Below are 24,804 nucleotides of genomic sequence, written 5' to 3' on the forward strand. Positions count from 1 at the left end.
GGAAAGGTCGCACAGCCCTGGGGACCCATCAAATGCAAGGCGTGCGGGAGGACACGGTGCGGCCGTTTCCTCTCGGCGGGTGAGAGGGGCGTCAGGGGGGCTGTTGGAGCCTGCGGCGCAGGTCCTCCGCGAGCCCGTGTGGGTCGCCCTCGCGCAGGGCGGAGAGCCCCGCCTCGAAGTCCGCGCGGGCTCCGGCTGCATCGCCCAGTCGCTCGCGCAGCACGCCCCGGTCGCGCAGCAGCTCCGCGTCCACCGGTTCACCATCCCGTGACACGAGTGCCTCGGTGAGGTCCTTCACGGCCTCTTCCAACCGGCCGAGTCGCGCGCGCACCGAGGCCCGCTGATGGAGCAGCCAGGGGTTGCCGGGGTCCTCGTCGAGCGCGAGCGTCCAGTCGCGCTCCGCGTCCGCGAGCCGGCCGAGCACCTCCAGGGACTCGGCGCGCTTCATGTGGAGGACGAGCGCCTTGCGGAAGCCCACGGCCTCGAGCGCGTCGAAGTCGGCCACGGCCTCGGCATGGCGGCCGAGCCGGGCCAAGGAGAGGGCGCGGTGGAGCTGCGCGGAGGCATGGCCGGGCGCCATCTCCAGGACGCGCTCGAACCAGGGCAGGGCCTCGGCGGGGGCGCGGCCCCAGATGCCGAGCGTCAGCCCCATCTCCAGCAGGACGCGCGCCTGCCGCGGGTAGGCGTCGACGAGCTGGCGCATGCGCGAGAGCGCCTCGTCATAGCGTCCGCTGCGCCGCAGCCTGTCCACCTTGCGCAGCAGCTCGGTGAGCTCCGGCGGCCAGGCCTCGCGCCCCTTGCGCTCTGTCATGGCCTCCACCTACCCGTGCGGCATCCGGGGGGCAAGCCACTCCTGGACACGGGCACGCAGGCTCTCGGAGCCGGGCTGCTCCAGCGTGCGCTCGGCCTGCTTCGCGAGCTCCCGGGCACGTGTGGTGTCCTTGCGCGACGCCCAGAGTGCACGGGCCAGCGCGAAGCGCGTCTCGGCCAGCTCCTGCTGGGGGACGGCATGGGACTCACGCAGCGACAGGGCGCGCTCCAGCGGCGCGAGCGCCTCGGCGGCCCGGCCCAGCTTCAGCAGTGCCTCACCCCGGCCCGTGAGCGGCGCGGCCAGCTCCGGATGGTGGGCCCCCAGCGCGCTCTCACGCAGGCGCAGTGCGCGCTCGAAGTAGTTCAGCGCCTCAGTGGAGTTCCCAGCGTCCACCAGCACCAGGCCCAGCGTGGTGCTCGGCCCCGCCACGTCCGGGTGCTCGGGCCCGCGTGCCTGCTCCGCCGCCTCCACCGCCCGGTGCAGCACCTTCAGCGCCTCGCTCGTCTTCCCATCCCGCCACAGCGCGGCGCCCAGCGCATCCAGCGCGCTGGCGCGGAACGGGTGGTGCGATGGCAGCGAGCGCTCCACGATGGCCACCCCCTGGCGCAGGGGCTCGAGCGCCTCGGCATGGCGGCCCAGCGCGCTCAGCGTGGTGCCGATGTTCACCAACGAGCTCCCCACGCGTGGGTGCTCGGCGCCGAGCGCCTTGTGGAAGGCGGTGTGCGCGCGCTGGTACACGGAGAGGGCCTCCTCGTGGAGGCCCTGTGCCGAGAGCGTGGTGCCCAGCCGGCGCAGCACCACGGCCGCCTCGGGGCTCTCCGGGGAGGACACCTTGGCCAGCGCGGCGAGCGCGTTGTGCTGCGAGGCCTCAGCGGCGGCGGCGTCACCCTGGGCGGCGTACACCAGTCCGTGGGCGCTCTCGAGCTCGGCGAGGAGGCGGCCCTCTCGCCGGGTGCGCACCAGCAGGGCGCGGGCCTGTTGGTACCAGTCATGGCCGTCGCGCACGCGAGCGGCGTCATAGGCGACGTACTGGGTGAGGGCCACCAGCGCCTCGGCGCGTACCTCGTCCAGCCGCACCTCGTCGGCCGTCCACATCGCCTCCTTGAGGAGGTGCTCGGCCTCGGGGTTGCCGAAGCCCGCCTGCTGCTGGCCCAGCTCCAACAGGGCCTCAGCCACCAGGGGGCGGTAGCCCAGGGCGCGCGCCTCGGAGACCACGGGGGCGGCCACGGAGAGTCCGGCCGCGTACTGGCCGGAGATGCGCAGGGCGCGAGCGCGCGAGAGCGAGGCGCGCAGATCCTCCACCCGGGCCGCCACGGTCGCGTCCGCGGGAGCGAGCACGTTCGCGGCGAGCGCGTCCTCCGCGTCGCACGTGCTGAGCTCGGACAGGCCGCGCACCGCCTCGACGGAGCGCTCCACCACGCTGGCATCGGCCTCGGCGAGCACGCCGGTGAGCGACTTCAGCTCGGAGCGCCGGCGCTCCAGGCAGACCGTGCGTGCGGAGAGCTGCGCCTCGGAGGAGGACTGGCTTCGCGTCCGCGTCGCCTCGCACGCCTGCCGCTGCCGCTCCACCCAGGCGGAGGCATAGGTGTCGAGCGCGCCCTTCACTCCACTCCAGGCGTCGGCCGCGTAGGGAGCGCCGGTGGCGAGGAAGGCTTTGCGGATGGCCTCCTGGCGCGGGGCGTCCCACACGCCGTCCATTCTCGCGGCCATGCCTTGGCAGAGGCTCTGGCGCTGGTGCCACTGGCCCACGGCGCCGGCCACCACGGCCACGAGGAAGGCCGCGGCCACCGCGACGAGCGCCTGACGCAGGCGGCGCGTGCGCGGGTCATCGTGGAGCAACTCCAGCAGCACCCCCATGGAGGCATGACGCTCGCTGGGGTGGAGGCTCAGGCCCTTGAGGAGGACGCGGCGCAGCCAGCTCGGCACGCGCGAGTCGCGCGGCGGCGGACGCAGATGGCCCTCCAGCGTGGCGCGGGCGAGCGCGCCGGCGCCCGTGCCCTCGAAGGCGTGCTCCCGGTACAGGGCGTAGTAGAGCGTGGCGCAGAAGCTGAACTGGTCCGCGCGGTCGGTGACGGGCTCCTGGCGGTACTGCTCCGGGGCCATGTAGCCCGGCGTGCCCATGACGAGGCCGTGGTGCGTCACCGGCGTCTCGAGCGGCTCGCGGGTGCGCAGGCCGGAGATGGGGCCGGTGTCCTGGTGGATGGGGGGCTCGGCGCGCAGCAGCTCGGCGAGGTCCACGGGGACGGGAGCGCCGGGGGCGCCGGTGCCCTGTTCACACGCGAGGCCGAAGTCGTACACGAGCACGCGCCCGTCGCGGCCCACCAGCACGTTGTCCGGCTTGAAGTCGCGGTGGACGAGCCCCGCGGCATGGGCGGCGGCGAGCCCTCGGCCCGCGAGGGTGAGCACGTGCACCACCTCGCGCCAGTGCCGGGGCTGCTCCTTGAGCCACTGCCGCAGGGTGGTGCCCTCCACCAACTCCAGGGCAATGAAGATGCGGTCCCCGTGCTCGCCGATGTCGAAGACGGGCAGCACGTTGGGGTGGGAGAGGCGGGCCATGGCCTGCGCCTCGCGCATCAGCCGGGGGCGGGCCTCATTGCGCTCCAGCCCTTCGCCTCCGGGCAGCAGCAGCTTGATGGCGACCTTGCGGTTGAGCTGCGGATCGAATGCTGCATACACCTCGCCCATGCCGCCGGTGCCCAGCCGCTCCAGCACGAGGTAGCGTCCGACGGAGGTACCCCGAGGCAGGGGCTGGGGGTCGTCGGAGAAGAGGGAGAGCGGCGGAGGGGGACCGACCACACGCGTTGGCTCGGCCTCGCTCTGGCTCAGCACGGAGCGAGCGCGCTCCAGCTCCTGCTCCAGGACTTCGAGTGCGTCCAGCTCGGGCTCGGGGCTATCTGGGCGGTCGTTCGGAGTCCGCTCTCCCACCGTTTCCGGTAGGGCGGTTTGCTGCTCCGGTTGGGACCGCTTCAGCCTCTCCAAAGACATCCCCCTGATGACGTCAGGCCCTCGCTTCTGACCGTTCCTCCCAAGCCCACTCGGACCGGGTGTGCGACACCGCACCGCATCATGACCCAAAGGGACAGACGTGTCTTGCGGCAGCCGGGCGGGCGGGCCTCTGGAGGACGCGGAGGTGTACCAGGAGGAGCCGGACTCGGCGCGCCCTACTTTTAACGGGAGGTGGTGGGGCGCGCTCGTTCGTCGTGCAGGTGACGGGGTGGGAAGGGGTGGGTGCGTACTCTCCGTGCGTGGTGCTGAGAATATTGGCGTGGGTGCGGGGGACCGCGTGCTAGGTGGCGCTCCATGCCCCGAAGCATCTTGTCGCGGTGGTACTTCCTGGGCCCGAGCCTGTTCGGCCTGGGGTGTGCATCACCTGGTCCCATTCCAGGGGTTGTACGGCCCCTGCCTGGGGAAGGTTATTTGGAGAGCCTTCCTCCGATGATGGACTTCGGGCCGTTCGACGACTACTCGGATGCGCTGAGCGAGGCCTGCTCGTTGTTTCTATCGAAACCCAACGCCAGCGTGGGGCACATCAAGGACCTGGAGTTGGCTCAGCGGGTGTCAAACGAATACTGCGCCTGGCTGTACTACACCCCTGAAGATAGATACCAGCTGAGCATGCTGACGGATCAGTCCGAGGCGGATGATTTCCTGAAGAAGAAAAGGACCTGCAGGCTGCCCACGTTCGTGGACGATGAACGGTACCCGCCGTGGAGCATCAAATACGTCTTCGCTCTTCACAACCATCCGTTTGGGGGTCCGCTTTCCTTGCGAGACATGCGGCAGATCATCTCGCTTGCGAACGTTCACGAATGGGTTGTTGAAACGAAGGATGGAAAGGTTCCCATCGCCATCGTTGCGTTCTTCTCCAAACCGGATCGACCGAAGCCCTCATGCGACGGCTTCTATCAATACACGCCGGAGACCCGAGCCCTGTATGAGTTCACCAAGACACGTGACGGGTGGCTCAGGAAGGACATAGGCCAGGTCTCCTGGCTCAATCCAACGACATACCTCCTCAATGGTGAGGTCTATGACGTCAGTGGGCGGACGGGCGGTTCTAGATGGAACTCTCGTTGAGGTTTTCATGCGGCTGAGGACTCTATCCTTTGCATTGACCGTCATTCTCTCCAGTTGTGTGCGGAGCCCATTTCCCTCGCCAGTGCCAGTGGAGGATGACAGAACGATAGGATTGCCTCGGTTCTACGAGCATCCTTCCGTCAAGGTGGGTGAGGAGGGTGGATATTATGAGTTGGATGGCGAGCTGCTTCGAGCCGTGCTGATTGCCGCCCATGATTTCTTGCCGCCTCGCGCTCACGGCATTCCGTGCGGGAGCAAGCTCGAGGCGCAGCGCTATCACGTCAATCGCCGAGGCAACATCATCTTCGTCTACATCTACGAAGATGAAGAATATTGCGGTGGTGGGTTCGTGGCGCTGGATTCGGGCGCGAAGTACGCGATTGGCACCGACGGACGCATCCTGCGGCGCGTCTTCGATGGCCAGCCAGAGGGGCCTTTCGAAGGGGTGAGCCCGGATGGTGGACCACAGGGCGTCCCGGCGAAGCCTGGGGTCGTCCCTGGCTATGAGCCCGTCGAGCGCGAACTAGACGGAGGTTCCAGTGCTTCGCCCTCCCTGCCGCTGGAGCGACGAGATGAGGGCTCATCACTGGAGGTGCAAGATGGGGGAACGAGTTCAGCAGGTTCGATGCCGTTGCTTGCACCGCTTTCGGCTCCCGATGGTGGTACTCCATCCGTGAGCGGTAATGCCGCGACGCGGATGAACTCGGCGGAGGACTGAGCCGAGCACCGCCGGGGGTCACCAGGGTTGCCGGTTCTGGGTCCTCATCCATCCGTGTGCCAGGGCTGCGCAAACGCGGGGCCGGAGCCAAAGGTCCGTGGCGGCGGGAGCGCATCCTCCGCCTCGAGCAGCGCGAGCAAGTTGCCCTGGATGGTGTCGCAGATGGGCTCGAGCGGCAGGTGGCTGAGGTTCTTCGGGGAGAAGGGGTTCTGCAACTCGACGGCGATCTGATCAATGCCCAGCAGCGGGTAGGCCACGAGTGCGGTGACCAGCCCGGGGACCCACCACAGGTCCCCCACGACGGCGATGGGAAGCCCCAGGAGGTACAGGACGATGAAGCGCCGCAGCTTGACGGTATGGACCTGCGGCAGGGGCGTCTTGAGGATGCGTTCGCACCCGCCCAGGTGGTCCAGGAGCTGGGCCCGCTCGCGGTCGGCTGCGAGGAAGGCGAAGCGATCCATCCCGCCATGCTCGACGGCCTCGCGCAGCTGGCTGCCGAGGACATAGGCGACGAATGTGGGCATGTGTTGAGCTCGGGAGATGTGCTCCGCCGCCCCCGCGTCCTGGAGCAGGGGCGCCAGCTCTGGCATTTCCCGCTCGTTGCGCAGGCTTCGCCGGGCCACGTGGCTGAAGGTGGCCGTCCACCGCACGAAGCGCTCGCGCCACTCCGAGTCTCTAGGTCCGTAGGTCAGCCCCGCGATGGCCAGGTTGCGCGACTGGTTGACGATGCCGCCCCACAGCTTGCGTGCCTCCCACCAGCGCTCGTAGCCCCCGTTGGTGCGCAGGACTAGCAGCAGCGCCAGGAAGGCGCCGGTGTACTCCACGGGCCCGCGGTCCAGGGCGCTCCAGTCGTACACCTCGTGCACAAGCCCCACGAGCAATCCGTAGAGCCCGAAGAAAATCACCTGCGGCATCACGATCGGGGTGACCGCACCCTGCCAGGTGAAGGCGTCCTTCCAGAAGTGCTTCTTCTCCAGACGTCTCTTGGATGAAGTCGAGTTCCACTCCATCCTGGAAAGGCTAGGTACCCCTCCGGGGTGCGACAAGGAAGGTGGCGGGCTAGCGGGCGTCGGGTGCGAATCCCGTTGGGTAGCACCACTCATGGTGAGAAGGAGTCCGGATATGACCGTTGCTGGCGTTCCTCCCGCCCCGCTTCCCGCCGACCAGGCAATCGTGCGCCTGCAAGAAGGTAACCGGCGTTTCTGCCAGAACGTGCGCAGCCTGGATGTCGCGGTGGGGCAGTCCGCGCGCGCCTCGTTGGTGGCGGGGCAGCATCCCTTCGCCGTCATCCTCTCGTGCTCCGACTCGCGCGTGCCCTCGGAGATCGTCTTCGACCAGGGGTTGGGAGACCTCTTCGTCATCCGCGTGGCGGGCAACGTCGTGGCGCCTTCGCTGGTGGGGAGCGTGGAGTTCGCGGCGGCCACCTTCGGGACGCGACTGGCGGTGGTGATGGGCCACTCGCACTGTGGTGCCATCAAGTCCACGCTGGACTTCATCCAGCACCGGGTGGGGGCGCCCTCGGACAACATCTACGACATCGTGGAACGGTGCCGGCCCGCGGTGGAGAGCGTGGTGCACGCCGCGGGGGCGAATGCCGACAGGGAGCGCCTCATGCACGAGGCCGTGCGCGCCAACGTCCGTCAGTCATGCGCCCACCTGCGCCACGGCAGCCGGCTGCTCGAGCGGCTCATCCAGGAAGGGGGGATGAGGATCGTCGGCGCCGAGTACTCGCTGGAGACCGGCCAGGTCGACTTCTTCGAGGGACTGGAGCGCTAATCCGCTCGCCCTCTTCACCGTACTCCACATGCGCCCTCGTCGGGGTAGGCTGCGCTCCCCATCACGCAAGACCGACGAGGATCCGCAGTGAATCGACTGAGCCTTCGGTGCCTCGCGCTCGTGCTCTCGAGTGCGTTGCCTCTCTCCGCCCGCGCGCAGGCGCCGGCCCCCCTCCCCGTGAATCCCCCGGTCCCCGTGCCGGCGAAGGACGCGGGCAAACCCGAGGAGAAGAAGCCCGAGGAGAAGTGGGACGTGAACGCGCCCGGCTTCCCGACCACCCAGGTGGACCTCGACGTCACCGAGGGCACGTGGATGAGCCTGGACGTGAGCCCCAAGGGCGATGAGCTCGTCTTCGATCTACTCGGTGACCTCTACACGCTCCCCATCACCGGCGGTGAGGCGAAGGCGCTCACGAGCGGCATCGCCTGGGACATGCAGCCGCGCTACAGCCCGGACGGCAAGTCCATCGCCTTCACGAGCGACCGGGGTGGCGGGGACAACATCTGGGTGATGAAGCGGGACGGGAGCGAACCCACGGCGGTGACGCAGGAGAAGTTCCGCCTGCTCAACAGCCCCGCGTGGTCTCCGGACGGGCAGTTCCTCATCGCGCGCAAGCACTTCACCTCGCGGCGCTCGCTGGGCGCGGGGGAAATCTGGATGTACCACCGCTCGGGCGGTGACGGCGTGCAGCTCACCGAGCGTCCTAATGATCAGAAGGACGTGGGCGAGCCCGTGTTCTCTCCGGACGGCCGGTATGTCTACTACAGCCAGGACGTCACGCCCGGGAAGACGTTCGAGTACAACAAGGACCCGAACACCGAAATCTACGTCATCCAGCGGCTGGACCTGGACACGCGGGAGACGGAGCGCTTCGTGACGGGTCCGGGCGGCTCCATCCGTCCGACGCCCTCGCCGGATGGAAAGTCGCTGGCGTTCGTGCGCCGGGTGCGCGGCAAGAGCACGTTGTATGTGGCGGACCTGGCGAGCGGCGCCGAGCGGCCGATCTACGACGGGCTCGAGCGCGACATGCAGGAGACGTGGGCCATCCACGGCGTGTACCCGACGATGGCGTGGACGCCGGACAACAAGTCGCTCGTGTTCTGGGCGGGCGGCAAGCTGCAGCGCATCGACGTGGCGACGAAGAAGGTGACGCCCATTCCCTTCCGCGTGCGCAGCACTCGCACCATCGCCGAGGCGGTGCGCTTCCCGCAGGCGGTGGCGCCCGACAAGTTCCAGGTGAAGATGCTGCGCTGGGTGCAGGTGTCTCCGAAGGGAGACAAGGTGGTGTACCAGGCGCTCGGGCATCTGTACGTGCGCGACCTGCCGAACGGCACGCCCCGGCGCCTGACGAAGCAGACGGAGCACACGGAGCTGTACCCGTCGTTCTCGCGAGACGGCAAGAGCATCGTCTACACGACGTGGGACGACGAGAAGCTCGGGAGCATCCGGGTGGTGCCGGTGACGGGAGGGGAGGGCAAGGTGGTGACCTCGCGGCCGGGGCACTACATCGAGCCGGCGCTCTCTCCGGACGGCAAGGCCATCGTCTACCGGGCCATCGGTGGCGGCTACCTGCGCAGCGGGCTCTACAGCCGCGATCAGGGCCTGTTCGTGATTCCGACCGCGGGAGGCACGCCGCGTCGGCTGTCGAAGGAAGGCGAGCAGCCGCACTTCGGTGTGGGCTCGGAGCGGGTGTTCTTCCTGACGGTGGACTACCGGGAGAAGGATGACGAGCGCGCGCTCAAGAGCATCCGCCTGGACGGGAGCGAGCAGCGCACGCATGTGACGAGCGACGAGGCGACGGAGTACCGGGTGTCACCGGACGAGCGGTGGGTGGCGTTCCGGGAGAACTTCAATGCGTTCCTGATGCCGCTGCCGCGCGGGGCGAAGGGCGCGGTGGCGAGCCCCGAGACGAAGGCGCTGCCGGTGTCGAAGGTGTCGCGCGACGCGGGTGAGTGGCTGCACTGGTCGGGAGACGGCAAGCGGCTGCACTGGGCGCTGGGCCCCGAGCTGTACACGCGCGAGCTGAAGGACAGCTTCCGCTTCCAGGAGGGGGCGCCGGAGAAGCTGCCGGACGCGCCGGAGAAGGGGGTGAACATCGGCTTCGAGGCGAAGACGGACGCGCCCGAGGGCACGCTGGCGCTGGTGGGAGGCCGCGTCATCACGATGAAGGGGGACGAGGTCCTCGAGGATGGCGTGGTGGTGGTGAAGGGCAACCGCATCACCGCGGTGGGCCCCAGGGGGAAGGTGGCGGTGCCGGCGGGGGCGAAGGTGCTGGACGTGAAGGGCAAGACGCTGATGCCGGGCCTGGTGGACGTGCACTGGCACGGGGCGATGGGGGACGAGGGCATCCTCCCGGAGCAGAACTGGAAGCTGCTGTCCTCGCTGGCGTTCGGCGTGACGACGGTGCACGACCCGTCCAACGACTCGGAGTCCATCTTCGCCACGAGCGAGCAGGTGAAGTCGGGAGACATGGTGGGGCCGCACGTCTTCTCGACGGGCACCATCCTGTACGGCGCGTCGGGGGCCTTCCGCGCGCCCATCGAGACGCTGGAGGACGCGCGCTCGCACCTGCGGCGGATGAAGGCGATGGGGGCCTTCAGCGTGAAGAGCTACAACCAGCCGCGGCGAGACCAGCGGCAGAAGGTGCTCCAGGCGGCGCGCGAGCTGCAGATGATGGTGGTGCCGGAGGGTGGCTCGCTCTACCAGCACAACATGACGATGGTGGTGGACGGGCACACGGGCGTGGAGCACTCGGTGCCGGTGGCGAAGGCATACGAGGACATGCTGCAGCTCTGGTCGCGCAGCGGGACGGGCTACACGCCGACAATCATTGTGGGGTACGGCGGCGTCTGGGGAGAGAACTACTGGTACCAGAAGACGAACGTGTGGGAGGACAAGCGGCTCCTGGCGTTCGTGCCGAGGCGGGTGGTGGATTCGCGTAGCCGCCGGCCGGTGATGGCGCCGGAGGACGAGTTCAACCACATCCGGGTGGCCGAGGTGACGAGAGCACTGAATGACCGGGGCGTGAGCGTGCAGCTGGGCGCGCATGGCCAGCGTGAGGGCCTGGGGGCGCACTGGGAGCTGTGGATGTTCGGCCAGGGCGGGATGAAGCCGCTGCAGGCGCTGAAGGCGGCGACGCTGTCGGGGGCGCACTACCTCGGACTGGACGGGGACATCGGCTCGCTGGAGGCGGGCAAGGTGGCGGACCTGCTGGTGCTGGACAAGAACCCGCTGGAGGACCTGAGGAACAGCACGTCCATCCAGTACACGATGGTGGGCGGGAGGCTGTTCGACGCGATGTCGCTGAACGAGGTGGGTGGCCGCGCACGTAAGCGTGAGCCGCTCTTCTTCGAGCGCGAGGGCCAGGAAGCCTGGGGCCCGACGACGACGATCAGCACGCACGAGGACTGATCGCCGTCACTCACGCAGGAACCCCCTCTCCCTCTGGGAGAGGGCGGGGGTGAGGGTACCCAGACCCCTGGTTGAACCCCACCCCGACCCCAAGCCACCCACCTCTCACTGTTCCAACGCAGCTCCCCGCACAGGAGCCGACACGGGATAAAAACGTCCTCAGCGGAACATTGCAATTCTGTGAATCTCACTTTATAAGAGAATGCGTAGGCAACGCCGTAACACGGGCCTATAAAGCCAAACCGGTAAATCCCCCCAGACTGGAGTAGCCCAATGAAGAAGTTGTCTTTGATGGGAGCGCTGGCTGTTCTGTCCGCGTGCACGTCCGAGGTCTCCACGGAGGCGCAGGCGCTTGGTTCGCAGAAGGCGAATCTCTCCGAGACCCAGCGTGTCATCGTGAGCTTCAGGAAGGGGGCGGACCGGGCGAAGGTGATCTCCGCTGCGGGCGGCAAGGAGCTGCTTGCCATCCACGGGATGAACGCGTCGGCGGTGGAGCTGCCCGTGCAAGCCCTCAGTGCACTGAGCAAGAACCCGGCCGTGGAGTTCGTCGAGGAGGACGCGCCCCGCAAGCTGCTGTCCCAGAGCACGCCGTACGGAATCGACCAGGTGCAGGCCCCGCTGGTGTGGCCGTCGGCCACGGGCGCCAACCGGAAGATCTGCATCATCGACTCCGGCCTGTACGCCGCCCACGAGGATCACCAGAGCGGCAAGACGATCACCGGCTACCCCACGGGCTGGAACACGGACAAGTGCCACCACGGCACGCACGTGGCGGGAAGCATCGCCGCGGTGAACAACACCACGGGCGTGGTGGGCGTGCTGCCCAACGGCGTCAACCTGCACATCATCAAGGTGTTCGGGGATGACTGCGCGTGGACCTACGCCTCGTCGCTGGCGGACGCGGCCAACCGCTGCGTGAGCGCGGGTGCCAACGTCATCAGCATGAGCCTCGGCGGAGCCACCAAGAGCCGGACGGAGGAGACGGCCTTCAACAACGCGTGGAGCGCCGGCCTCATCTCGGTGGCCGCGGCGGGCAACGACGGCAACAACCGCATGAGCTATCCCGCCTCCTACCCGAGCGTCATCTCGGTGGGCGCGGTGGACTCCAACAAGCAGATCGCCAGCTTCTCGCAGTACAACACCGAGGTGGACATCGCGGCCCCGGGCGTGGGCGTGGTCTCCACGGTAGGCGCGGTGGACAACAACAGCCTCACCGTCGCCGGCACCACCTACACGGGTGGCTACATCACCGGCGGGGCGCGCAGCGCGGGCGTGACGGGCGCGCTGGTGAACGGCGGCCTGTGCGACAGCGTGGGCGCCTGGAGCGGCAAGGTGGTGCTCTGCCAGCGCGGCACCATCGGCTTCGTGGACAAGGTGAACAACGTGAAGGCCGGTGGGGGTATCGCCGCGGCCATCTACAACAATGTCGCGGGCGGTTTCGCCGGCACGCTGGGTGAGGGCGTCTCGAGCACCATCCCGGCCATCTCGCTGAGCCAGGAGGACGGCAACGCGATCATCGCCGCGGGTGGTATCGGCCAGTCGGCCACGGAGGTCAGCCAGTACACCCAGCCGGCCAGCGGCTACGAGGCCTACGACGGTACGTCCATGGCGACCCCGCACGTCTCCGCGGTGGCGGCCCTGGTGTGGAGCTACAACACCAGCTGGACCAACACCCGCGTCCGCGCCGCGCTCGAGAAGAGCGCGCAGGACCTGGGCACGGCCGGCCGTGACAACTACTACGGCAACGGCCTGGTGCAGGCGAAGGCCGCTCTGGACTACGCCATCGCCAACCCGTAACGCGGCGTAATCCCTCTCATCCCACGGGCGGGCTCCTCACGGGGTCCGCCCTTTTTCTTTTCAGATGCCGCCGTGCTGGTCGATGAAGTCGGACAGCGCGTTGGCCATGGCCGCGTGGTTTTCGGCGGTAGGGTGCCAGTCCTCGCCGTACGGGTCGACCGCGAGGGGGGTGTGGGGGAAGTAGAGGACGTTGGTGTCCCCCAGCTCCTTGACCATCTCGGAGACGTACTCCTGCATCTTGGTCCAGTGCTCGCCGCCGGCCGGGTAGGTGTCATTGGCCATGGGGCCGACGGCGCAGACGATCTTCGCCGCGGGGTACTGCTTGCGCAGCTTCAGGACGAAGTTCGTGTAGGCCTTCTTGAAGGCCTCCTTGGGCGGAGCGCTCGGCGTGCCGCTCTCGTTGAGCACGTTGAAGTCGTTGTTGCCCAGGTTGATGACGATGAGGTCGGGGGGGAACAACTTCGTGTCGAAGCGCGGCTCCTCGCTGTCGGGGTAGATGCGCTCGTAGATGTCGGGGAACGCCTTGCCGTCCGGCGAGCCATCGATGTTGCGGTAGACGCCAGCGCCCAGCACGCAGGTGGTGATCACCTCGGCGTCGAACCTGCGGCCGAGCAGGGTTCCATACGCCTGGGAGACGTCCTCGTTCTTCGAGTGGTAGCCGGTGTTGGGCCCGGAGTAGTCGGGGCCGGCGGGGATGCGCGCCTCGTTGCCGTAGCCGCAGGTGATGGAATCGCCGATGACCTCGATCTTCTTCGGGCGCCAGTTGGGGGGATCCACGAGGATGCCCTGCAGGCTGACGCCGAGGAACTGGATGCGGCCGGCGTGGGGCCCGGTGCGCTTGACGATCTCGATGGTGTGCTCGCCCTTCTTCAGGTCGCGCACGCCGGTCAGCAGCTCCGCGTCCTTCTTCAGCTCGACCTTCGCCTTTGTCTCACCGTCGACGATGATGTTGACCCAGTTGGTGTTCGACTCTCCGCCCCCGCCCAGGTCCTTGAAGGCCACGTCCACGGCGGTGCAGTTGCAGCGGAAGCGGTGGGTGACGCCCGAGTGGGCATACGTGGGCCCGTCAGGGGTGCTCCAGTCGATGCGCCCGATGTGCTGCAGCTTCGCGTCATTCGAGTTGTAGTCGAACCAGGACTCGAACGGCGCGCAGCCGGCCATGGCGAGGATCGGTAACAGCCAGGGAGTGCGGGGGCGGCTCATCCGTGATTCCTCCTGGCGGCGAGTATCTCGCGGAGTGAGGGGAGCGTCACCCGCCGTGTCCCCGGCTGGGTGGCTCCTGGGGGGGCGAGCTCGTGGGGCCGAGCTGCTCGATGTCGTACCCGTGCGGGTAGCTCAGGTGTGGCAGCCGCGTGATGAGTCGGGGGTGCTTGCGCTCGGGGAGGTAGCGCAGCGCGTGGCTCCGGGCGCGCAGCAGGCCGTGCACGGCGAGCTGCACGGGGAGGGGAGCGGGAGGGAAGCCGAAGGCCTCGCGCAGCGGCTCATCCAGCAGCGCGTGGACAGCGGGCTGGCCGAGCTGGCGCAGCGGCCGGGGCAGGTACCAGCTGAGGAACAGCTCGCGCGTGGCCTCGCCGATGTGGCGATTGCTCTCCGAGTAGCGGAAGTGAGCGCGCTCGTACTCCACGTTGAAGCGCTCGAAGGCCTCGTAGGTGGAGGGGATGTCGTGGATGTTCATCATCCGCCCCACGTTGCGCCAGAAGAACCAATTGGCCAGGCGCTCGTGCTCGCTGTAGGGGCGCCAGCCGAAGCGGTCGATCCACCGGCGTGGCTCGAAGACGAAGGTGGAGAGGACGTAGAGGTAGTCCTCGTTGGAGATGAGGAAGCGGTGGTGGATTTGATTCATCCGCCGGATGGCGCGCCGGCCGCGCTCGTTGTCGTAGCCGTGCTCGACGAACTCGGCGATGAGCAGCTCGGTGTCGTCGTAGCGCTTCTGGGCTCGCTGGACGAACTCACCGGAGAAGTCGAGCAGGCCGCTGATGCTGGGGACGGCGAAGGTGCGGAAGAGGGCGAACTCCAGGGCCTTGCGGCTGTCCCAGGGGAAGTCGTGGTACCAGCTCAGGAAGAGGATGCGCTGAGCATCCCTCTCCGGGTCGAGCCGTTGGATTCGTTCGAGGATGGTGCGTCGGAAGAGCATGGCTGGGGCCCCCCGGAAACCTTAACGGAGTGAGTCGAACCACGCACCACTCCGCCGGGGCGAGTGCAGGAATTGCGTCAGGTGCGCGGGTACGCAGCATTTGCGCTCCCCGGGTGGTGCCTTCCGAGGGAGCCCGGGTGGGAACGGCCATTGCACCGGGAGGGAGGGACCTGACCCTGGAGTGAACCATGAGCAAGATCCAGCGAATCCTCGTGCCAGTCGACTTCTCCGAGACCTCGAAGCGGGCGTTGGACTACGCGTACTTCTTCGCCAACCGGTTCGACGCGAAGTTGGACGTGCTGCACGTATGGAGACCGTCCGAGTACGCGGGAGACGAGATGGTGATGCTCACGCGCAGCGAGCCCGAGCTCACACTGTCCACCTTCCTGCGCAACCACGCGGATCAGCAGCTCTCGGCCTTCCTGAAGAACGTGCCGCACTCGAAGCAGATGCTGGAATCGGGTGAGCCCGCACACGTCATCGCGAAGGTGGCGGCGGAGGGCGGGTATGACCTCATCGTGATGGGCACACACGGGCGCACGGGACTGTCGCACATGATGATGGGCAGCGTGGCCGAGAAGGTCGTCCGGCTGGCGCCCTGCCCGGTGCTCACGTACCGCACTCCGGCGGAGAAGTAGGCAGTCGGAGGAGGAATGGGGGAAGCAAGCGGGCGTGACGGCGCGTCAACCCACCGAAGCGCTTGCGAGGAAGGGCTCGTGGGACGAGAGTTCGCGCAGCCCTCTCTCCCCGGAGTTCCGACGTGCCCTCGGCTCTTCCCCTGTCTGCCGTGCTGCTTTCCCTGCTCACCGCTCCGCCGAAGGCCCCGGCGGCCGCGACGAAGGACGTGGGCCCCTCGCCACAGGTAGCGGAGCGGCTCATCGGCGCGGCGCTCACGGAAGGCCATGCCTACGCGCGCCTCGCCGAGCTGACCGACGGTATTGGCCCGCGCCTATCCGGCTCGGAGGGCGCCGAGGCCGCGGTGCAGTGGGCGAAGCGGAGCTTCGAGGCGGACGGCGTGAAGGTGTGGCTGGAGCCGGTGAAGGTGCCGCGCTGGGTGCGAGGAGAGGAGAGTGCCCGGGTGCTCGCCTCGGCGGGCCGGTTCCGCGAGCACCCGCTGTCCATCATGGCGTTGGGCGGCAGCGTGGGGACGCCCGCGGGGGGCCTCACCGCTGAGGTCATTGAGGTGCGCTCGCTGGATGAGGTGGCGTCGCTCGGTGACAAGGTGAAGGGGAAGATTGTCTTCTTCAACCACGCCATGGCGGAGGCCGCGGACTACGGCAAGTACGCCGGGCTGCGCACGCGGGGTGCGTCGGTGGCGGCGAAGGCGGGGGCGGTGGGGGTGTTGGTGCGCTCGCTGGCCACGGCGTCGCTGCGCTCGCCGCACACGGGGGCCATGCGCTACGAGGACGGCGTGGCACAGGTGCCGTCCGCGTCGGTGTCGGTGGAGGACGCGGAGCTGCTGCACCGGCTGCTGGCGGGCGGGCCGGTGAAGGTGGAGCTGAAGCTGGGCTGCAAGACGCTGCCGGACGCGGACTCCTTCAATGTGGTGGCCGAGGTGAAGGGCCGCGAGAAGCCGCAGGAGGTGGTGCTGCTGGGGGCGCACCTGGACTCGTGGGACGTGGGCACGGGCGCGCACGATGATGGCGCGGGCGTGACGATGGTGATGGAGACGGCGCGGCTGCTCGCGAAGCTGAAGCCGGCGCCGAGGCGCACGGTGCGCGTGGTGCTCTTCATGAACGAGGAGAACGGCCTGCGCGGGGGCAAGGCCTACGCCGAGGCGCACGCGGCGGAGCTGGCCAACCACGTGGCGGCATTGGAGATGGACTCGGGCGGCGGCAAGCCGCTGGGTGTGGCGCTGCGGGCGGGCCCTGGAGGCGAGGAGCTGGTGCGTCCATGGCTGCGACCGCTCGAGGCGCTGGGAGCGGGCAAGATGCTTCCGGGGGAGGCGGGAGGCGCGGACATCTCGCCGCTGATTCCGGCGCGAGTGCCCTTCGTGGGCGTGCGGGTGGACAGCAGCCGCTACTTCGACGTGCACCACTCGCACGCGGACACGCTGGACAAGGTGGACCCAAAGGATCTGGCACAGAGCACGGCGGCGCTGGCGTGGGTGAGCTACGTGCTGGCCGAGGTGCCGGGCGTGCTGCCGCGCCCCGAGGCTCCGCCGGCCGAGGCCCCGAAGGCTCCTGCCGCGCCGGTGGGAGCTCCGAAGCCATCGGCCCCTTAATCCCCTTCAGAGAAGTACGCTCCCTCTCCCCTTGGGAGAGGGTTGGGGTGAGGGTATCCGAACCCGTTTTTCTAACCCGTGGCCCGCAATGTGTTGGCCCCTGGAGGGCCGTCAATACCCAGGCGGCTTGCGGAAGTCGCCCGTGAGCGCCACGAGGGACTCGGAGAAGGCGAGCAGCTCCTCATCGCGCCACCGCCGGCCGACGAGCTGGACGCCCAGCGGCAGGGGCGAGTCCGCCAGCTTCGGGAGGGGCACCACGACCACGGGGTGTCCCGTGAGGTTGAACAGGGTGGTGAAGCCGCAGGTGGCGGTGATGTACGGCACCTGCTTCCCCTCCACGTTGATCCACTCACCGCTGCGCCGGTGGGTGAAGGCCTGGCTCACGGTGACGGGACACAGCCAGGCATCCCAGTCGGATAGGAACGCCTCCACCTGCCCGGTGATGCGGTCGTGGATGGCGAGTGCCTCGGCATAATCGGACATGCTGCTCTGCACGCCGCGCACGATGCCGCGGTTGAGGATGGCGTCGCCGGGCATGGCGTTGAAGCGGATGCTGAAGATGAAGCGTGCCAGGGCCTGCATCTCCGAGCCGAGCTCCGCGCCGAGCACGCGGCCCCACACCTCCCACACCTCCTCGAAGTCCAGCCCCTTGGGCCCACAACGCTCCACGTGGCAGCCCTGGGCTTCCAGGGTGCGCGCCAGCTTGTCCATCGCGTTGCGCGTCTCGCGGGTCACGGGCAGGCCGCCGAAGTCATCCGTCCAGGCGACGCGGTAGGAGCGCAGCTCGCGAGGCGGGACGTCGCGGATGGGCACGGGCGGCACATCCCAGTCCTCATCATCCGGGCCCGCGAGCAGCTTGAGTCCGAGCTTCAAATCCTCCACGCAGCGCGCGAGCGGCCCGGCGGCGCCCTCGTAGCGCACCCCCCGGGGGCGGCCGGGGAGCGGGGGGATGTGACCGGAGATGGGGACGCGGTGCTCGGTGGGCTTGAGGCCGAAGATGCCGCAGTAGTGGGAGGGGACGCGGATGGAGCCGGCCAGGTCGCTGCCCACCTCGAGGGGCGTCATCCCCGAGGCCACCGCCGCGGCGCCTCCGCCGGTGCTGCCCCCGGGGGTGCGCGACTCATCCCAGGGGTTGCTGGCCCGCCCGAAGAGGTGGCCGCTCGTCTGGAGATCCAACGTGAGCGTGGGCAGGTTCGTCTTGCCGAGGAGGATGGCTCCCGCCTGCTTCATCCGCGCCACCACGGTCGCGTCGTGCGTGGGCACGTAGGCGCTCAGCCGCTTGTAGCTGCTGGTGGTGCGCACCCCGGCCGTCATGAAGGAGTCCTTGATGGTGAAGGGCACCCCGTGCAGCGGGCCCCAGGACACTCCGCGGGCGAGCGCCTCATCGGCCTCACGGGCTCGGGTGCGGGCCCGCTCCTCGTCGAGCGTGACGATGGCGTTGAGGCGGGAGTTGTGTCGGGAGATCTGCGCCAGATGCGCTTCCAACAGTTCGCGGGCGGACACCTCGTGGGTGCGTACCAGGGCCGCGAGCCGGTGGGCCGGAAGGAAGTTGAGCTCCTGCATGAGAGCGCCGCCCTTCGTGCGATGTGCGCTGCGTCGTGGACACCAAAAACTAGGCACGGGCCACGGTGGCTCCGGCATCCAGTGTCCTGGAGTCTCCCCCATGCGTTCACCAGCGAGCGGAGCGCCCGCGAGGTATGTCGGCGGTGGACATTCCGGAGGGGAAGGGCGCGCGCCCCTCCGGGCTTCCGCGAGTCCCTCCCGGGCGGTCCGGTTTCCGCTATCTTCCACGCCGGGAGGAGAAGGACACATGGCTACCCCGGGGGAGACGAAGTCCGAGCGGTCGCGTAACTTCATGGCGTTGATGGACCGTATCCGTGTCATCGACGACGAGGCGGCGGAGCGGGCGCTGCTCGACGAGCTCACCCGACCCGGGAAGCCCTTCATCCTCTCCTTCGTCAACGCGCACGCGGTGAACCTGGGGTGGAATCAGCCAGGAATGCTGGACGGGCTGCTGCGCTCGGACATGCTGTTGCGCGACGGCATTGGGGTGAAGCTGGGCATGAAGGCATTCAGCCGGCCGTATGGGCTGAACATGAATGGCACGGACTTCATCCCCAAGCTCGCCCGTGCGTACAAGGGCCGGCGGGTGGCGCTCTTTGGCACGCGCTCGCCGTGGTTGGACAACGCGCGGCGCACGCTGGAGGAGTGGGGGCTGAGCATCGTGGCTTGCCACGATGGCTTCGACCCGCCGGAGACGTACGTCCGGCTGGCCACCGAGACGAAGCCGGACCTCATCATCATGGCGATGGGCATGCCCAAGCAGGAGGCGGTCTCGGTGCAGCTGCGCGAGGCGCTCTCGCACCCGGTGCTCATCGTGAATGGGGGCGCCATCCTGGACTACATCGGCGGCAAGGTTCCGCGGGCGCCGCTCGTCATGCGCAAGGTGGGGATGGAGTGGCTGTTCCGTCTGGCGGTGGAGCCCCGGCGGTTGTTCAGCCGTTACGTGCTTGGCATTCCCATCTATTTCTCGCACGTGGCGGAGGTCCGCATGTCCGGCGGCGGCGCGGACCAGACGGGCGGGCGGGCGGTGCGCTAGCGTGTCTGCTCGGAGGTCGGGCCTGGGCCTCTTGTGAGTCGTCGGGAATTCTGCGTTCCTAATGGGCGGACATGGAATCCGCCCAAGCCGCCCATCAGGCCTTTCTTCGCACCAAGACCTTCGGAGCCCTCGACGGGCTTCGAGCCCTCGCCATCTTCGCCGTGGTGCTCTACCACGTGCTGGAGGCGCGAGAGGGGCTCGTGGGGCGCTTCTACCTGAGCGTCTCGCTCTTCTTCGCCATCAGCGGCTTCCTCATCACCACGCTGCTCTTGCGCGAGCGCGCGACGACGGGCTCCATCTCCCTCAAGGGCTTCTACGCCCGGCGCTCGCTGCGCATCTTCCCGCTCTATTACGCGGTGACGTTCCTCTACATCGTGCTCGTGTTCTTCTTCGAGCACGACATGGTGGTGCGTGGAGCGTTCTTCGACAACCTGAAGTACTACCTCACGTACACGTCGAACTGGTTCATCAAGCTGGAAGAGGGCCGCATCATCTTCTACTTCGCGTGGTCCATGGCCACCGAGGAGCAGTTCTATCTGATGTGGCCTTTCGTGGTGCGCTACTTCAAGACCACGTGGGGGCCGGTGGTCTTCATGTCGGGCATGCTCGCGGTGGCCATCTTCATGGACTGGGCCACGAAGACGGGCTTCCTCGACACCCGACTCCTGTGGGTGCGCATCCTCGCCAGCATCTCCGTGTCTGTCTGCATGGGCTGTCTGGCGGCATACCTGACGCACTTCTCCAAGACCTTCGAGTGGACGTGGAAGGTGCTGGGGCAGGTGTGGAGCGTGCCGGTGATTGTCGTGATGGTGTTCTTCGCCATCTACAACCACAACACGCCGCTGTGGATCTCCTCGCTGCTGCTCACTGCGATGGTGATTGCGATGTGCATCCGGCCCAACCACGTGCTCGCGCCGCTGGTGGACCACAAGTGGCTGCGCTACGTGGGCTCCATCACCTACGGCATCTACCTGATGCACATGATCTCACTGAACATCGTGCGCCGGGTGGTGCCGCACAACCTGATTCTCTACTACGTGCTGACGATGCTGCTGAGCGTCGGCCTGGCGACGCTGAGCTACCGCTACTTCGAGAAGCCCTTCCTGAAGCTGAAGAACCGCTTCGATTGGCGCGACAAGAAGCCGCAGCCGGCCGCCGAGCCGGTGGCGAGCACCCCGGTCAGCCCGAGCTAGCCCTGGCTGGAGAGCCACGAGGATTCGACACATGAACACGCAGGCCCGTCCTCCCATCCTGCTGACGATGGCCGACTACTACGGCACGCTCGCCGCGGTGCGGTGCCTGGGTCGGCTGGGCATTCCCATCACCATGGCCGAGTCCAAGCTGCTGGCGCCCGCGCGCTGGAGCCGGTACGTGACGCGGCGGGTGGAGTGCCCGGACGTAGGCGACTCGGAGGCCTTCCTGGAGTGGCTGCTGCGCTTCGGTGAGGCCGAGCCGGGGCACGTGCTGTACCCCACGAGCGATGACATGGCGTGGCTGTTCGCCCTGCGCCGGGAGGAGCTCTCGAAGCACTTCCTCATGTACCAGCCGGACGTGGACGTCATCTACGGGCTCTTGAACAAGAAGAAGCTCCACGACCTGTGCAAGGAAGTGGGGCTGGACGTGCCGGACACGTGGTTCCCGGAGGGCGAGGCGGACCTGGAGAAGGTGGCGGCCGAGGCGCGCTTCCCGGTGCTGCTCAAGCCGCAGACGCAGATTCTGTTCGAGAGCCACGTGAAGGGCGCGCAGGTGGAGCGCGCGAGCGAGCTGCTGCCGCGCTACCGCGAGTTCCTGGAGCGCAACAAGTACGGGCGCAAGCTGCTGGACTACGACGCGCGGGCGAACCGGCCGATGGTGCAGTCCTTCTACACGGAGGCGGCGCAGAACATCTTCAGCCTGAGCGGCTTCGTGGACCGGACGGGCGAGCTGTTCGTGGCACGTGGGGCGGTGAAGGTGTTGCAGCGTCCGCGCAAGCTGGGCATCGGCCTGTGCTTTGAAGAGGTGCCAGTGGACGCAGGGCTCGCGGAGAAGGTGCGAGCGCTGTGCAAGAAGCTGGGCTACCACGGCACGTTCGAGGTCGAGTTCATCCGGGCGGGAGGCAAGCAGCTGCTCATCGACTTCAACCCGCGCTTCTACAGCCAGATGGGCTTCGACATCGCGCGGGGGAGCCCGCTGCCGCTGTTCGTCTACGAGGCGGCGTGCGGGCACGAGGAGCGGCTGGGCGAGGTGGCGAAGGAGGCGCTCGGCTGGAAGGGAGGCGGGCAGTACATCTACTGCCACCGGGGCATCTTCGAGCTGCTGCTGAGAGCGCAGAGCCTGTCGGGGAAGTTGTCCTCGGACGAGGTGAAGCACTGGCGCGAGTGGTACGCGCGCAACCGGGAGCGTGCGGTGGACGCGGTCATCGACACGGGAGACTGGGTGCCGTGGATGGTGGACACGGCCATGCACCTGCGCACGTACGTGCGCTACCCGAAGATGTTCATCCGCACCATGGTGTTGGACCGGTAGAGGCGCATCGCCGGAGGAAAATCCGCGGCTTGTCAGGAAGGATTTCTGGCCGCGTCTTTTCTCTCTGAAAGGAGCGGTGACCATGACAACGGTGGCGAAGCAGAGCGCGATGAACCCCAAGCACACTGAGAACTTTGCCGGTTGCATCGATTCGCTCCCGCGCACCCACGTGGTCGCCGCTCCGGTTTTCTGTGCCCGGCCCTGGCAGTTTCGCGGCCATCCACCCGGTTTCTGACCGTCAACGCCTCCTCCCGAGGCGCTGTCGACCAGAGGCCGGGCTCCCGAAGGGGAACCCGGCCTCTCGTGTTTTCACGCTTCACCTTCTCTCATACCGGGATCGTCTAACTGGCGAGGATGGCGGGCTCTGACCCCGCAGGTGCAGGTTCGAAGCCTGCTCCCGGTGCACGCAGGACATGGCCCGTTCCGCCTGGGGCGGCAGCGGTTTGCAACACCGCGTGGGGCGGGTTCGACTCCTGCATGGGCCTCTCACGTCGCACTTGGTGTCTGTTGTTGTTTGTCTGTGTTTATAGGCCGCGCTCCGGGAGCAGCTTGGACTCCAAATCCGAGCGTGCAGGGTTCAACTCCTTGGCGGCCTGCCATGCCCTTGTAGCTCAGCTGGAGGAGCGCCGGTTTCGTAAACCGGAGGCCGTCGGTTCGAACCCGACCAAGGGCTCTCGCAGTACAGCAGGGTGTTGCTGCCGTGGCCGAGAGGTGAGGCACCTGAGCGCCACTCAGGACGATGCGGGTTCGAGTCCCGCCGACAGCTTCTGTTTTTGGGCTCGTAGTTCAGCGGGAGAATTCTCGGTTTGCACCCGAGAGACCCGGGTTCGAATCCCGGCGGGTCCACTCCTTTGTCTTTCGGGTTCCGTAGCTCAGCGGATGAGAGCACACGGTTGCGAACCGTGGGGTCGCAGGTTCGAGTCCTGCCGGAACCACTTCTTCTTTCTGCCTCTGTAGCTCAGTGGATGAGAGCGCATGGCTCCGAACCGTGAGGCCGCAGGTTCAATTCCTGCCAGAGGCACTCGATGTTTTCTGTCGTTGTACTGTCTATTGCGGAGAGGGGCCGGATGCCCCACCGGGTCTCATACGCCTGAGCGACAGGGTTCAACTCCCTGCTCCGCAACTTCTCATGCACGCCGAGCCAGCTGGAGACGGCGTCGGTTCCACACACCGATTTCGCTGGGTTCGATCCCCAGGGCGTGCACTTCGAGCTGGAATGACTCCGATGGCTCACTTCGCGGCGGGTGCTTCCGGAGGCTTTCCGGCCGTCGGGGTCAACGTGTTCAGGATGACCTCTCCCCCCTTCATGACGAACCGGACGCGAAGCAGCTCGCCGGGGTCGGCCAGCGGGTCTCCGGAGACGGCCACCAGGTCGCCGTAGCGTCCCGGCTCCAGCGTGCCAACGTGTTGCTGGAGCCCCAACAGCTCCGCGGCCCGCGAGGTGGCCGAGCGGATGGCCTCGATGGGCGGCAGGCCGGCGCGGTGGAGGGCGGCGATCTCCAGTGCGTTGCGTCCGTGCTCCCCGGCCGTACTCCCATCGGAGCCGCTGGCGATCTTCACGCCGAGCTGGTGGGCAAGTGCCACCATCTTTCGTGTCTTGGCGAGCCGTTCCTCGAAGTTACGGCGTGCGGCCTCGTTGGGCGCATGCTCCGCCAGCACTTCGAGGACGCCGACGGTGGGCACCAGGAAGGCGCCCTTCTTCTGAATGAGCTCCAGCGCGGCGCGGTCCGCGTTGTGGCCATGTTCGATGGAGTCCGCGCCTGCCGCGAGCGCGTTGCGGATGCCCTCGCTCGACATGGCGTGGACGGCGGCCTTGCGGCGGGCCTTGTGCGCCTCCTCGATAATGATTCGCAGCTCGTCGACGGTCAGCGTGGGGGTGTCCCAGTCCGCGTAGATTTTGAGCAGGTCCGCGCCCTGTCCCAGTTGCTCGCGCGCGGCACGGCGGGCCTCCTCCTCGCCGCTGATGAATTGCGCGCCAGTGGGCAAGTCCTTCACATCGGGCGAGGTGCCGAAGGGATGGTAGGCACCCACGGCGGCAATGCCCCGGGTCGCCACCAGCATGCGGGGTCCCTCGACCAATCGCTGTCGGATAGCATCGCGGAGGGCCACGTCGGCGAAGCCGCTGCCCTCGTTCTCCACGTCGCGCACGGTGGTGATGCCCGCGCGCAGCACGGCCCGAGCATTGGCCGCGCCCTCCAGTGCGCGGGTGGCCTGGGACTTGGTGAGCAGGGCCATCTCGTAGCTGTTCGGCCCCTGTGACTGACGTGCCATCAGGTGCGTATGGCAGTCGATGAGGCCCGGCAGCACCGTGGCCGTCCCCAGGTCCACCACCTCCGTGTCCTTTGGAATCTCGAGCCCGGGGCCCACCTTCACGATGCGCTCGCCCTCGATGAGGATGACCGGCTGACTCACGTACTTGCCGCTCTTCACATCGAGCATCCGCGCGGCACGCACGGCCACCTGGCGGGGCGTAGCGGTGGGCGCGGCGGGTTGGGCCCTGGCCGAGGTGCCGATGAGGATGAATGTGAGCAGGAACAACGCACGGGTAAGCCGCTGCACGAAGACCTCCGGTAGGGAACGTGGTGCAGCGTAGCTCACGACAAGTAAGAGCTCTTGGACAGAGTCCGAGAGCCCGTGGAGATTCCCTCTCCCTCTGGGAGTGGGCGAGGGTGAGGGTCTTCCCCCTGGACAACACGACTCTGTCCAGAGTGGTAGCGTCCGGCATCTGCTGTTGCCCAGAAAGGGGGGAGTC

The 24,804-nt window shown here is 67.8% G+C and carries 17 protein-coding genes and 8 tRNA genes; 18 read left to right on the forward strand and 7 right to left on the reverse strand.

Features of this window, described 5'->3' with window-relative positions:
* Positions 1-91: 91 nt before the first annotated feature.
* A complete protein-coding gene (locus tag F0U60_RS00885) occupies positions 92-811 on the reverse strand; it encodes a tetratricopeptide repeat protein (RefSeq protein WP_395812912.1) in 720 nt (239 codons plus the stop codon).
* A 9-nt stretch (positions 812-820) separates the two neighbouring features.
* Complete coding sequence (locus tag F0U60_RS00890; RefSeq protein WP_395812914.1) at positions 821-3,736, reverse strand: tetratricopeptide repeat protein; 2,916 nt, start codon at positions 3,734-3,736, stop codon at positions 821-823.
* Between the two features lie 510 nt (positions 3,737-4,246).
* On the opposite strand from F0U60_RS00890, the gene F0U60_RS00895 reads away from it, so the two are divergent.
* Both F0U60_RS00895 and F0U60_RS00900 read left to right on the forward strand, forming a co-directional pair.
* Positions 4,247-4,888, forward strand: a complete 642-nt coding sequence (locus F0U60_RS00895; protein ID WP_395812916.1) for a hypothetical protein — start codon at positions 4,247-4,249, stop codon at positions 4,886-4,888.
* Positions 4,889-5,000: 112 nt separating this feature from the next.
* The gene (locus F0U60_RS00900) at positions 5,001-5,606 is read left to right on the forward strand and encodes a hypothetical protein (RefSeq protein ID WP_395812918.1); all 606 of its coding nucleotides are present in this window, start codon (positions 5,001-5,003) and stop codon (positions 5,604-5,606) included.
* A 44-nt stretch (positions 5,607-5,650) separates the two neighbouring features.
* Here the strand turns inward: F0U60_RS00900 and F0U60_RS00905 are convergent, their stop codons facing one another.
* Positions 5,651-6,616 carry a bestrophin family protein gene (locus F0U60_RS00905; protein ID WP_395812920.1) on the reverse strand — a complete coding sequence of 322 codons (966 nt, stop codon included), beginning with the start codon at positions 6,614-6,616 and terminating at the stop codon, positions 5,651-5,653.
* A gap of 112 nt (positions 6,617-6,728) precedes the next feature.
* Between F0U60_RS00905 and F0U60_RS00910 the strand changes: the two genes are divergently transcribed.
* The 3 genes from F0U60_RS00910 to F0U60_RS00920 all read left to right on the forward strand — a co-directional run bounded on the left by F0U60_RS00910 (position 6,729) and on the right by F0U60_RS00920 (position 12,590).
* Positions 6,729-7,382 carry a carbonic anhydrase gene (locus F0U60_RS00910; protein WP_395812922.1) on the forward strand — a complete coding sequence of 218 codons (654 nt, stop codon included), beginning with the start codon at positions 6,729-6,731 and terminating at the stop codon, positions 7,380-7,382.
* A gap of 87 nt (positions 7,383-7,469) precedes the next feature.
* A complete protein-coding gene (locus F0U60_RS00915) occupies positions 7,470-10,793 on the forward strand; it encodes an amidohydrolase family protein (protein WP_395812924.1) in 3,324 nt (1,107 codons plus the stop codon).
* 273 nt (positions 10,794-11,066) lie between these two features.
* Positions 11,067-12,590 carry a S8 family serine peptidase gene (locus F0U60_RS00920; RefSeq protein ID WP_395812926.1) on the forward strand — a complete coding sequence of 508 codons (1,524 nt, stop codon included), beginning with the start codon at positions 11,067-11,069 and terminating at the stop codon, positions 12,588-12,590.
* A gap of 60 nt (positions 12,591-12,650) precedes the next feature.
* Here F0U60_RS00920 and F0U60_RS00925 read toward each other — a convergent pair whose 3' ends face one another.
* Positions 12,651-13,793, reverse strand: coding sequence for a GDSL-type esterase/lipase family protein (locus tag F0U60_RS00925; RefSeq protein ID WP_395812928.1), 1,143 nt, complete (start codon positions 13,791-13,793; stop codon positions 12,651-12,653).
* 46 nt (positions 13,794-13,839) lie between these two features.
* A complete protein-coding gene (locus tag F0U60_RS00930; protein WP_395812930.1) occupies positions 13,840-14,724 on the reverse strand; it encodes an oxygenase MpaB family protein in 885 nt (294 codons plus the stop codon).
* Positions 14,725-14,912: 188 nt separating this feature from the next.
* Here F0U60_RS00930 and F0U60_RS00935 point away from each other — a divergent pair, with 188 nt between their 5' ends.
* Positions 14,913-15,362: a universal stress protein gene (locus tag F0U60_RS00935; RefSeq protein WP_395812932.1), complete on the forward strand. Its 450-nt coding sequence runs from the start codon at positions 14,913-14,915 to the stop codon at positions 15,360-15,362.
* Positions 15,363-15,484: 122 nt separating this feature from the next.
* Positions 15,485-16,948, forward strand: a complete 1,464-nt coding sequence (locus tag F0U60_RS00940) for a M20/M25/M40 family metallo-hydrolase (protein ID WP_395812934.1) — start codon at positions 15,485-15,487, stop codon at positions 16,946-16,948.
* 111 nt (positions 16,949-17,059) lie between these two features.
* On the opposite strand, the gene F0U60_RS00945 is transcribed toward F0U60_RS00940, so the two are convergent.
* Entirely contained in the window at positions 17,060-18,511 is a 1,452-nt protein-coding gene (locus F0U60_RS00945; protein ID WP_395812936.1) for an amidase, read from the reverse strand.
* A gap of 247 nt (positions 18,512-18,758) precedes the next feature.
* Here F0U60_RS00945 and F0U60_RS00950 point away from each other — a divergent pair, with 247 nt between their 5' ends.
* The 11 genes from F0U60_RS00950 to F0U60_RS01000 all read left to right on the forward strand — a co-directional run bounded on the left by F0U60_RS00950 (position 18,759) and on the right by F0U60_RS01000 (position 23,073).
* Positions 18,759-19,547, forward strand: coding sequence for a WecB/TagA/CpsF family glycosyltransferase (locus F0U60_RS00950; RefSeq protein ID WP_395812938.1), 789 nt, complete (start codon positions 18,759-18,761; stop codon positions 19,545-19,547).
* Between the two features lie 71 nt (positions 19,548-19,618).
* Complete coding sequence (locus tag F0U60_RS00955; RefSeq protein ID WP_395812940.1) at positions 19,619-20,740, forward strand: acyltransferase family protein; 1,122 nt, start codon at positions 19,619-19,621, stop codon at positions 20,738-20,740.
* A 31-nt stretch (positions 20,741-20,771) separates the two neighbouring features.
* Positions 20,772-22,052: a carbamoyl-phosphate synthase gene (locus F0U60_RS00960; protein WP_395812942.1), complete on the forward strand. Its 1,281-nt coding sequence runs from the start codon at positions 20,772-20,774 to the stop codon at positions 22,050-22,052.
* A gap of 330 nt (positions 22,053-22,382) precedes the next feature.
* Positions 22,383-22,455: transfer RNA gene (locus F0U60_RS00965), tRNA-Gln, on the forward strand.
* A 12-nt stretch (positions 22,456-22,467) separates the two neighbouring features.
* Positions 22,468-22,537 (forward strand) — tRNA-Cys (locus F0U60_RS00970).
* A 43-nt stretch (positions 22,538-22,580) separates the two neighbouring features.
* A tRNA-Trp gene (locus tag F0U60_RS00975) sits at positions 22,581-22,651 on the forward strand.
* Position 22,652: 1 nt separating this feature from the next.
* Positions 22,653-22,725: transfer RNA gene (locus tag F0U60_RS00980), tRNA-Thr, on the forward strand.
* Between the two features lie 21 nt (positions 22,726-22,746).
* Positions 22,747-22,818 (forward strand) — tRNA-Gly (locus F0U60_RS00985).
* Between the two features lie 9 nt (positions 22,819-22,827).
* A tRNA-Ala gene (locus F0U60_RS00990) sits at positions 22,828-22,898 on the forward strand.
* Positions 22,899-22,913: 15 nt separating this feature from the next.
* Positions 22,914-22,987: transfer RNA gene (locus tag F0U60_RS00995), tRNA-Arg, on the forward strand.
* A gap of 12 nt (positions 22,988-22,999) precedes the next feature.
* Positions 23,000-23,073, forward strand: a tRNA-Arg gene (locus tag F0U60_RS01000).
* A gap of 209 nt (positions 23,074-23,282) precedes the next feature.
* On the opposite strand, the gene F0U60_RS01005 is transcribed toward F0U60_RS01000, so the two are convergent.
* Entirely contained in the window at positions 23,283-24,611 is a 1,329-nt protein-coding gene (locus F0U60_RS01005; protein ID WP_395812944.1) for an amidohydrolase family protein, read from the reverse strand.
* Positions 24,612-24,804: the final 193 nt, after the last annotated feature.

Source organism: Archangium minus, assembly GCF_044360475.1.
In the GTDB taxonomy this organism is placed as follows: Bacteria; Myxococcota; Myxococcia; order Myxococcales; family Myxococcaceae; genus Archangium; species Archangium minus.

Coding starts and splice junctions, on each gene's coding strand:
- F0U60_RS00885 (WP_395812912.1), bottom strand. CDS start 811: ATGACAGAGCGCAAGGGGCGCGAGGCCTGGCCGCCGGAGCTCACCGAG.
- F0U60_RS00895 (WP_395812916.1), top strand. CDS start 4,247: ATGATGGACTTCGGGCCGTTCGACGACTACTCGGATGCGCTGAGCGAG.
- F0U60_RS00905 (WP_395812920.1), bottom strand. CDS start 6,616: ATGGAGTGGAACTCGACTTCATCCAAGAGACGTCTGGAGAAGAAGCAC.
- F0U60_RS00910 (WP_395812922.1), top strand. CDS start 6,729: ATGACCGTTGCTGGCGTTCCTCCCGCCCCGCTTCCCGCCGACCAGGCA.
- F0U60_RS00920 (WP_395812926.1), top strand. CDS start 11,067: ATGAAGAAGTTGTCTTTGATGGGAGCGCTGGCTGTTCTGTCCGCGTGC.
- F0U60_RS00925 (WP_395812928.1), bottom strand. CDS start 13,793: ATGAGCCGCCCCCGCACTCCCTGGCTGTTACCGATCCTCGCCATGGCC.
- F0U60_RS00930 (WP_395812930.1), bottom strand. CDS start 14,724: ATGCTCTTCCGACGCACCATCCTCGAACGAATCCAACGGCTCGACCCG.
- F0U60_RS00935 (WP_395812932.1), top strand. CDS start 14,913: ATGAGCAAGATCCAGCGAATCCTCGTGCCAGTCGACTTCTCCGAGACC.
- F0U60_RS00945 (WP_395812936.1), bottom strand. CDS start 18,511: ATGCAGGAGCTCAACTTCCTTCCGGCCCACCGGCTCGCGGCCCTGGTA.
- F0U60_RS00950 (WP_395812938.1), top strand. CDS start 18,759: ATGGCTACCCCGGGGGAGACGAAGTCCGAGCGGTCGCGTAACTTCATG.
- F0U60_RS00955 (WP_395812940.1), top strand. CDS start 19,619: ATGGAATCCGCCCAAGCCGCCCATCAGGCCTTTCTTCGCACCAAGACC.
- F0U60_RS00960 (WP_395812942.1), top strand. CDS start 20,772: ATGAACACGCAGGCCCGTCCTCCCATCCTGCTGACGATGGCCGACTAC.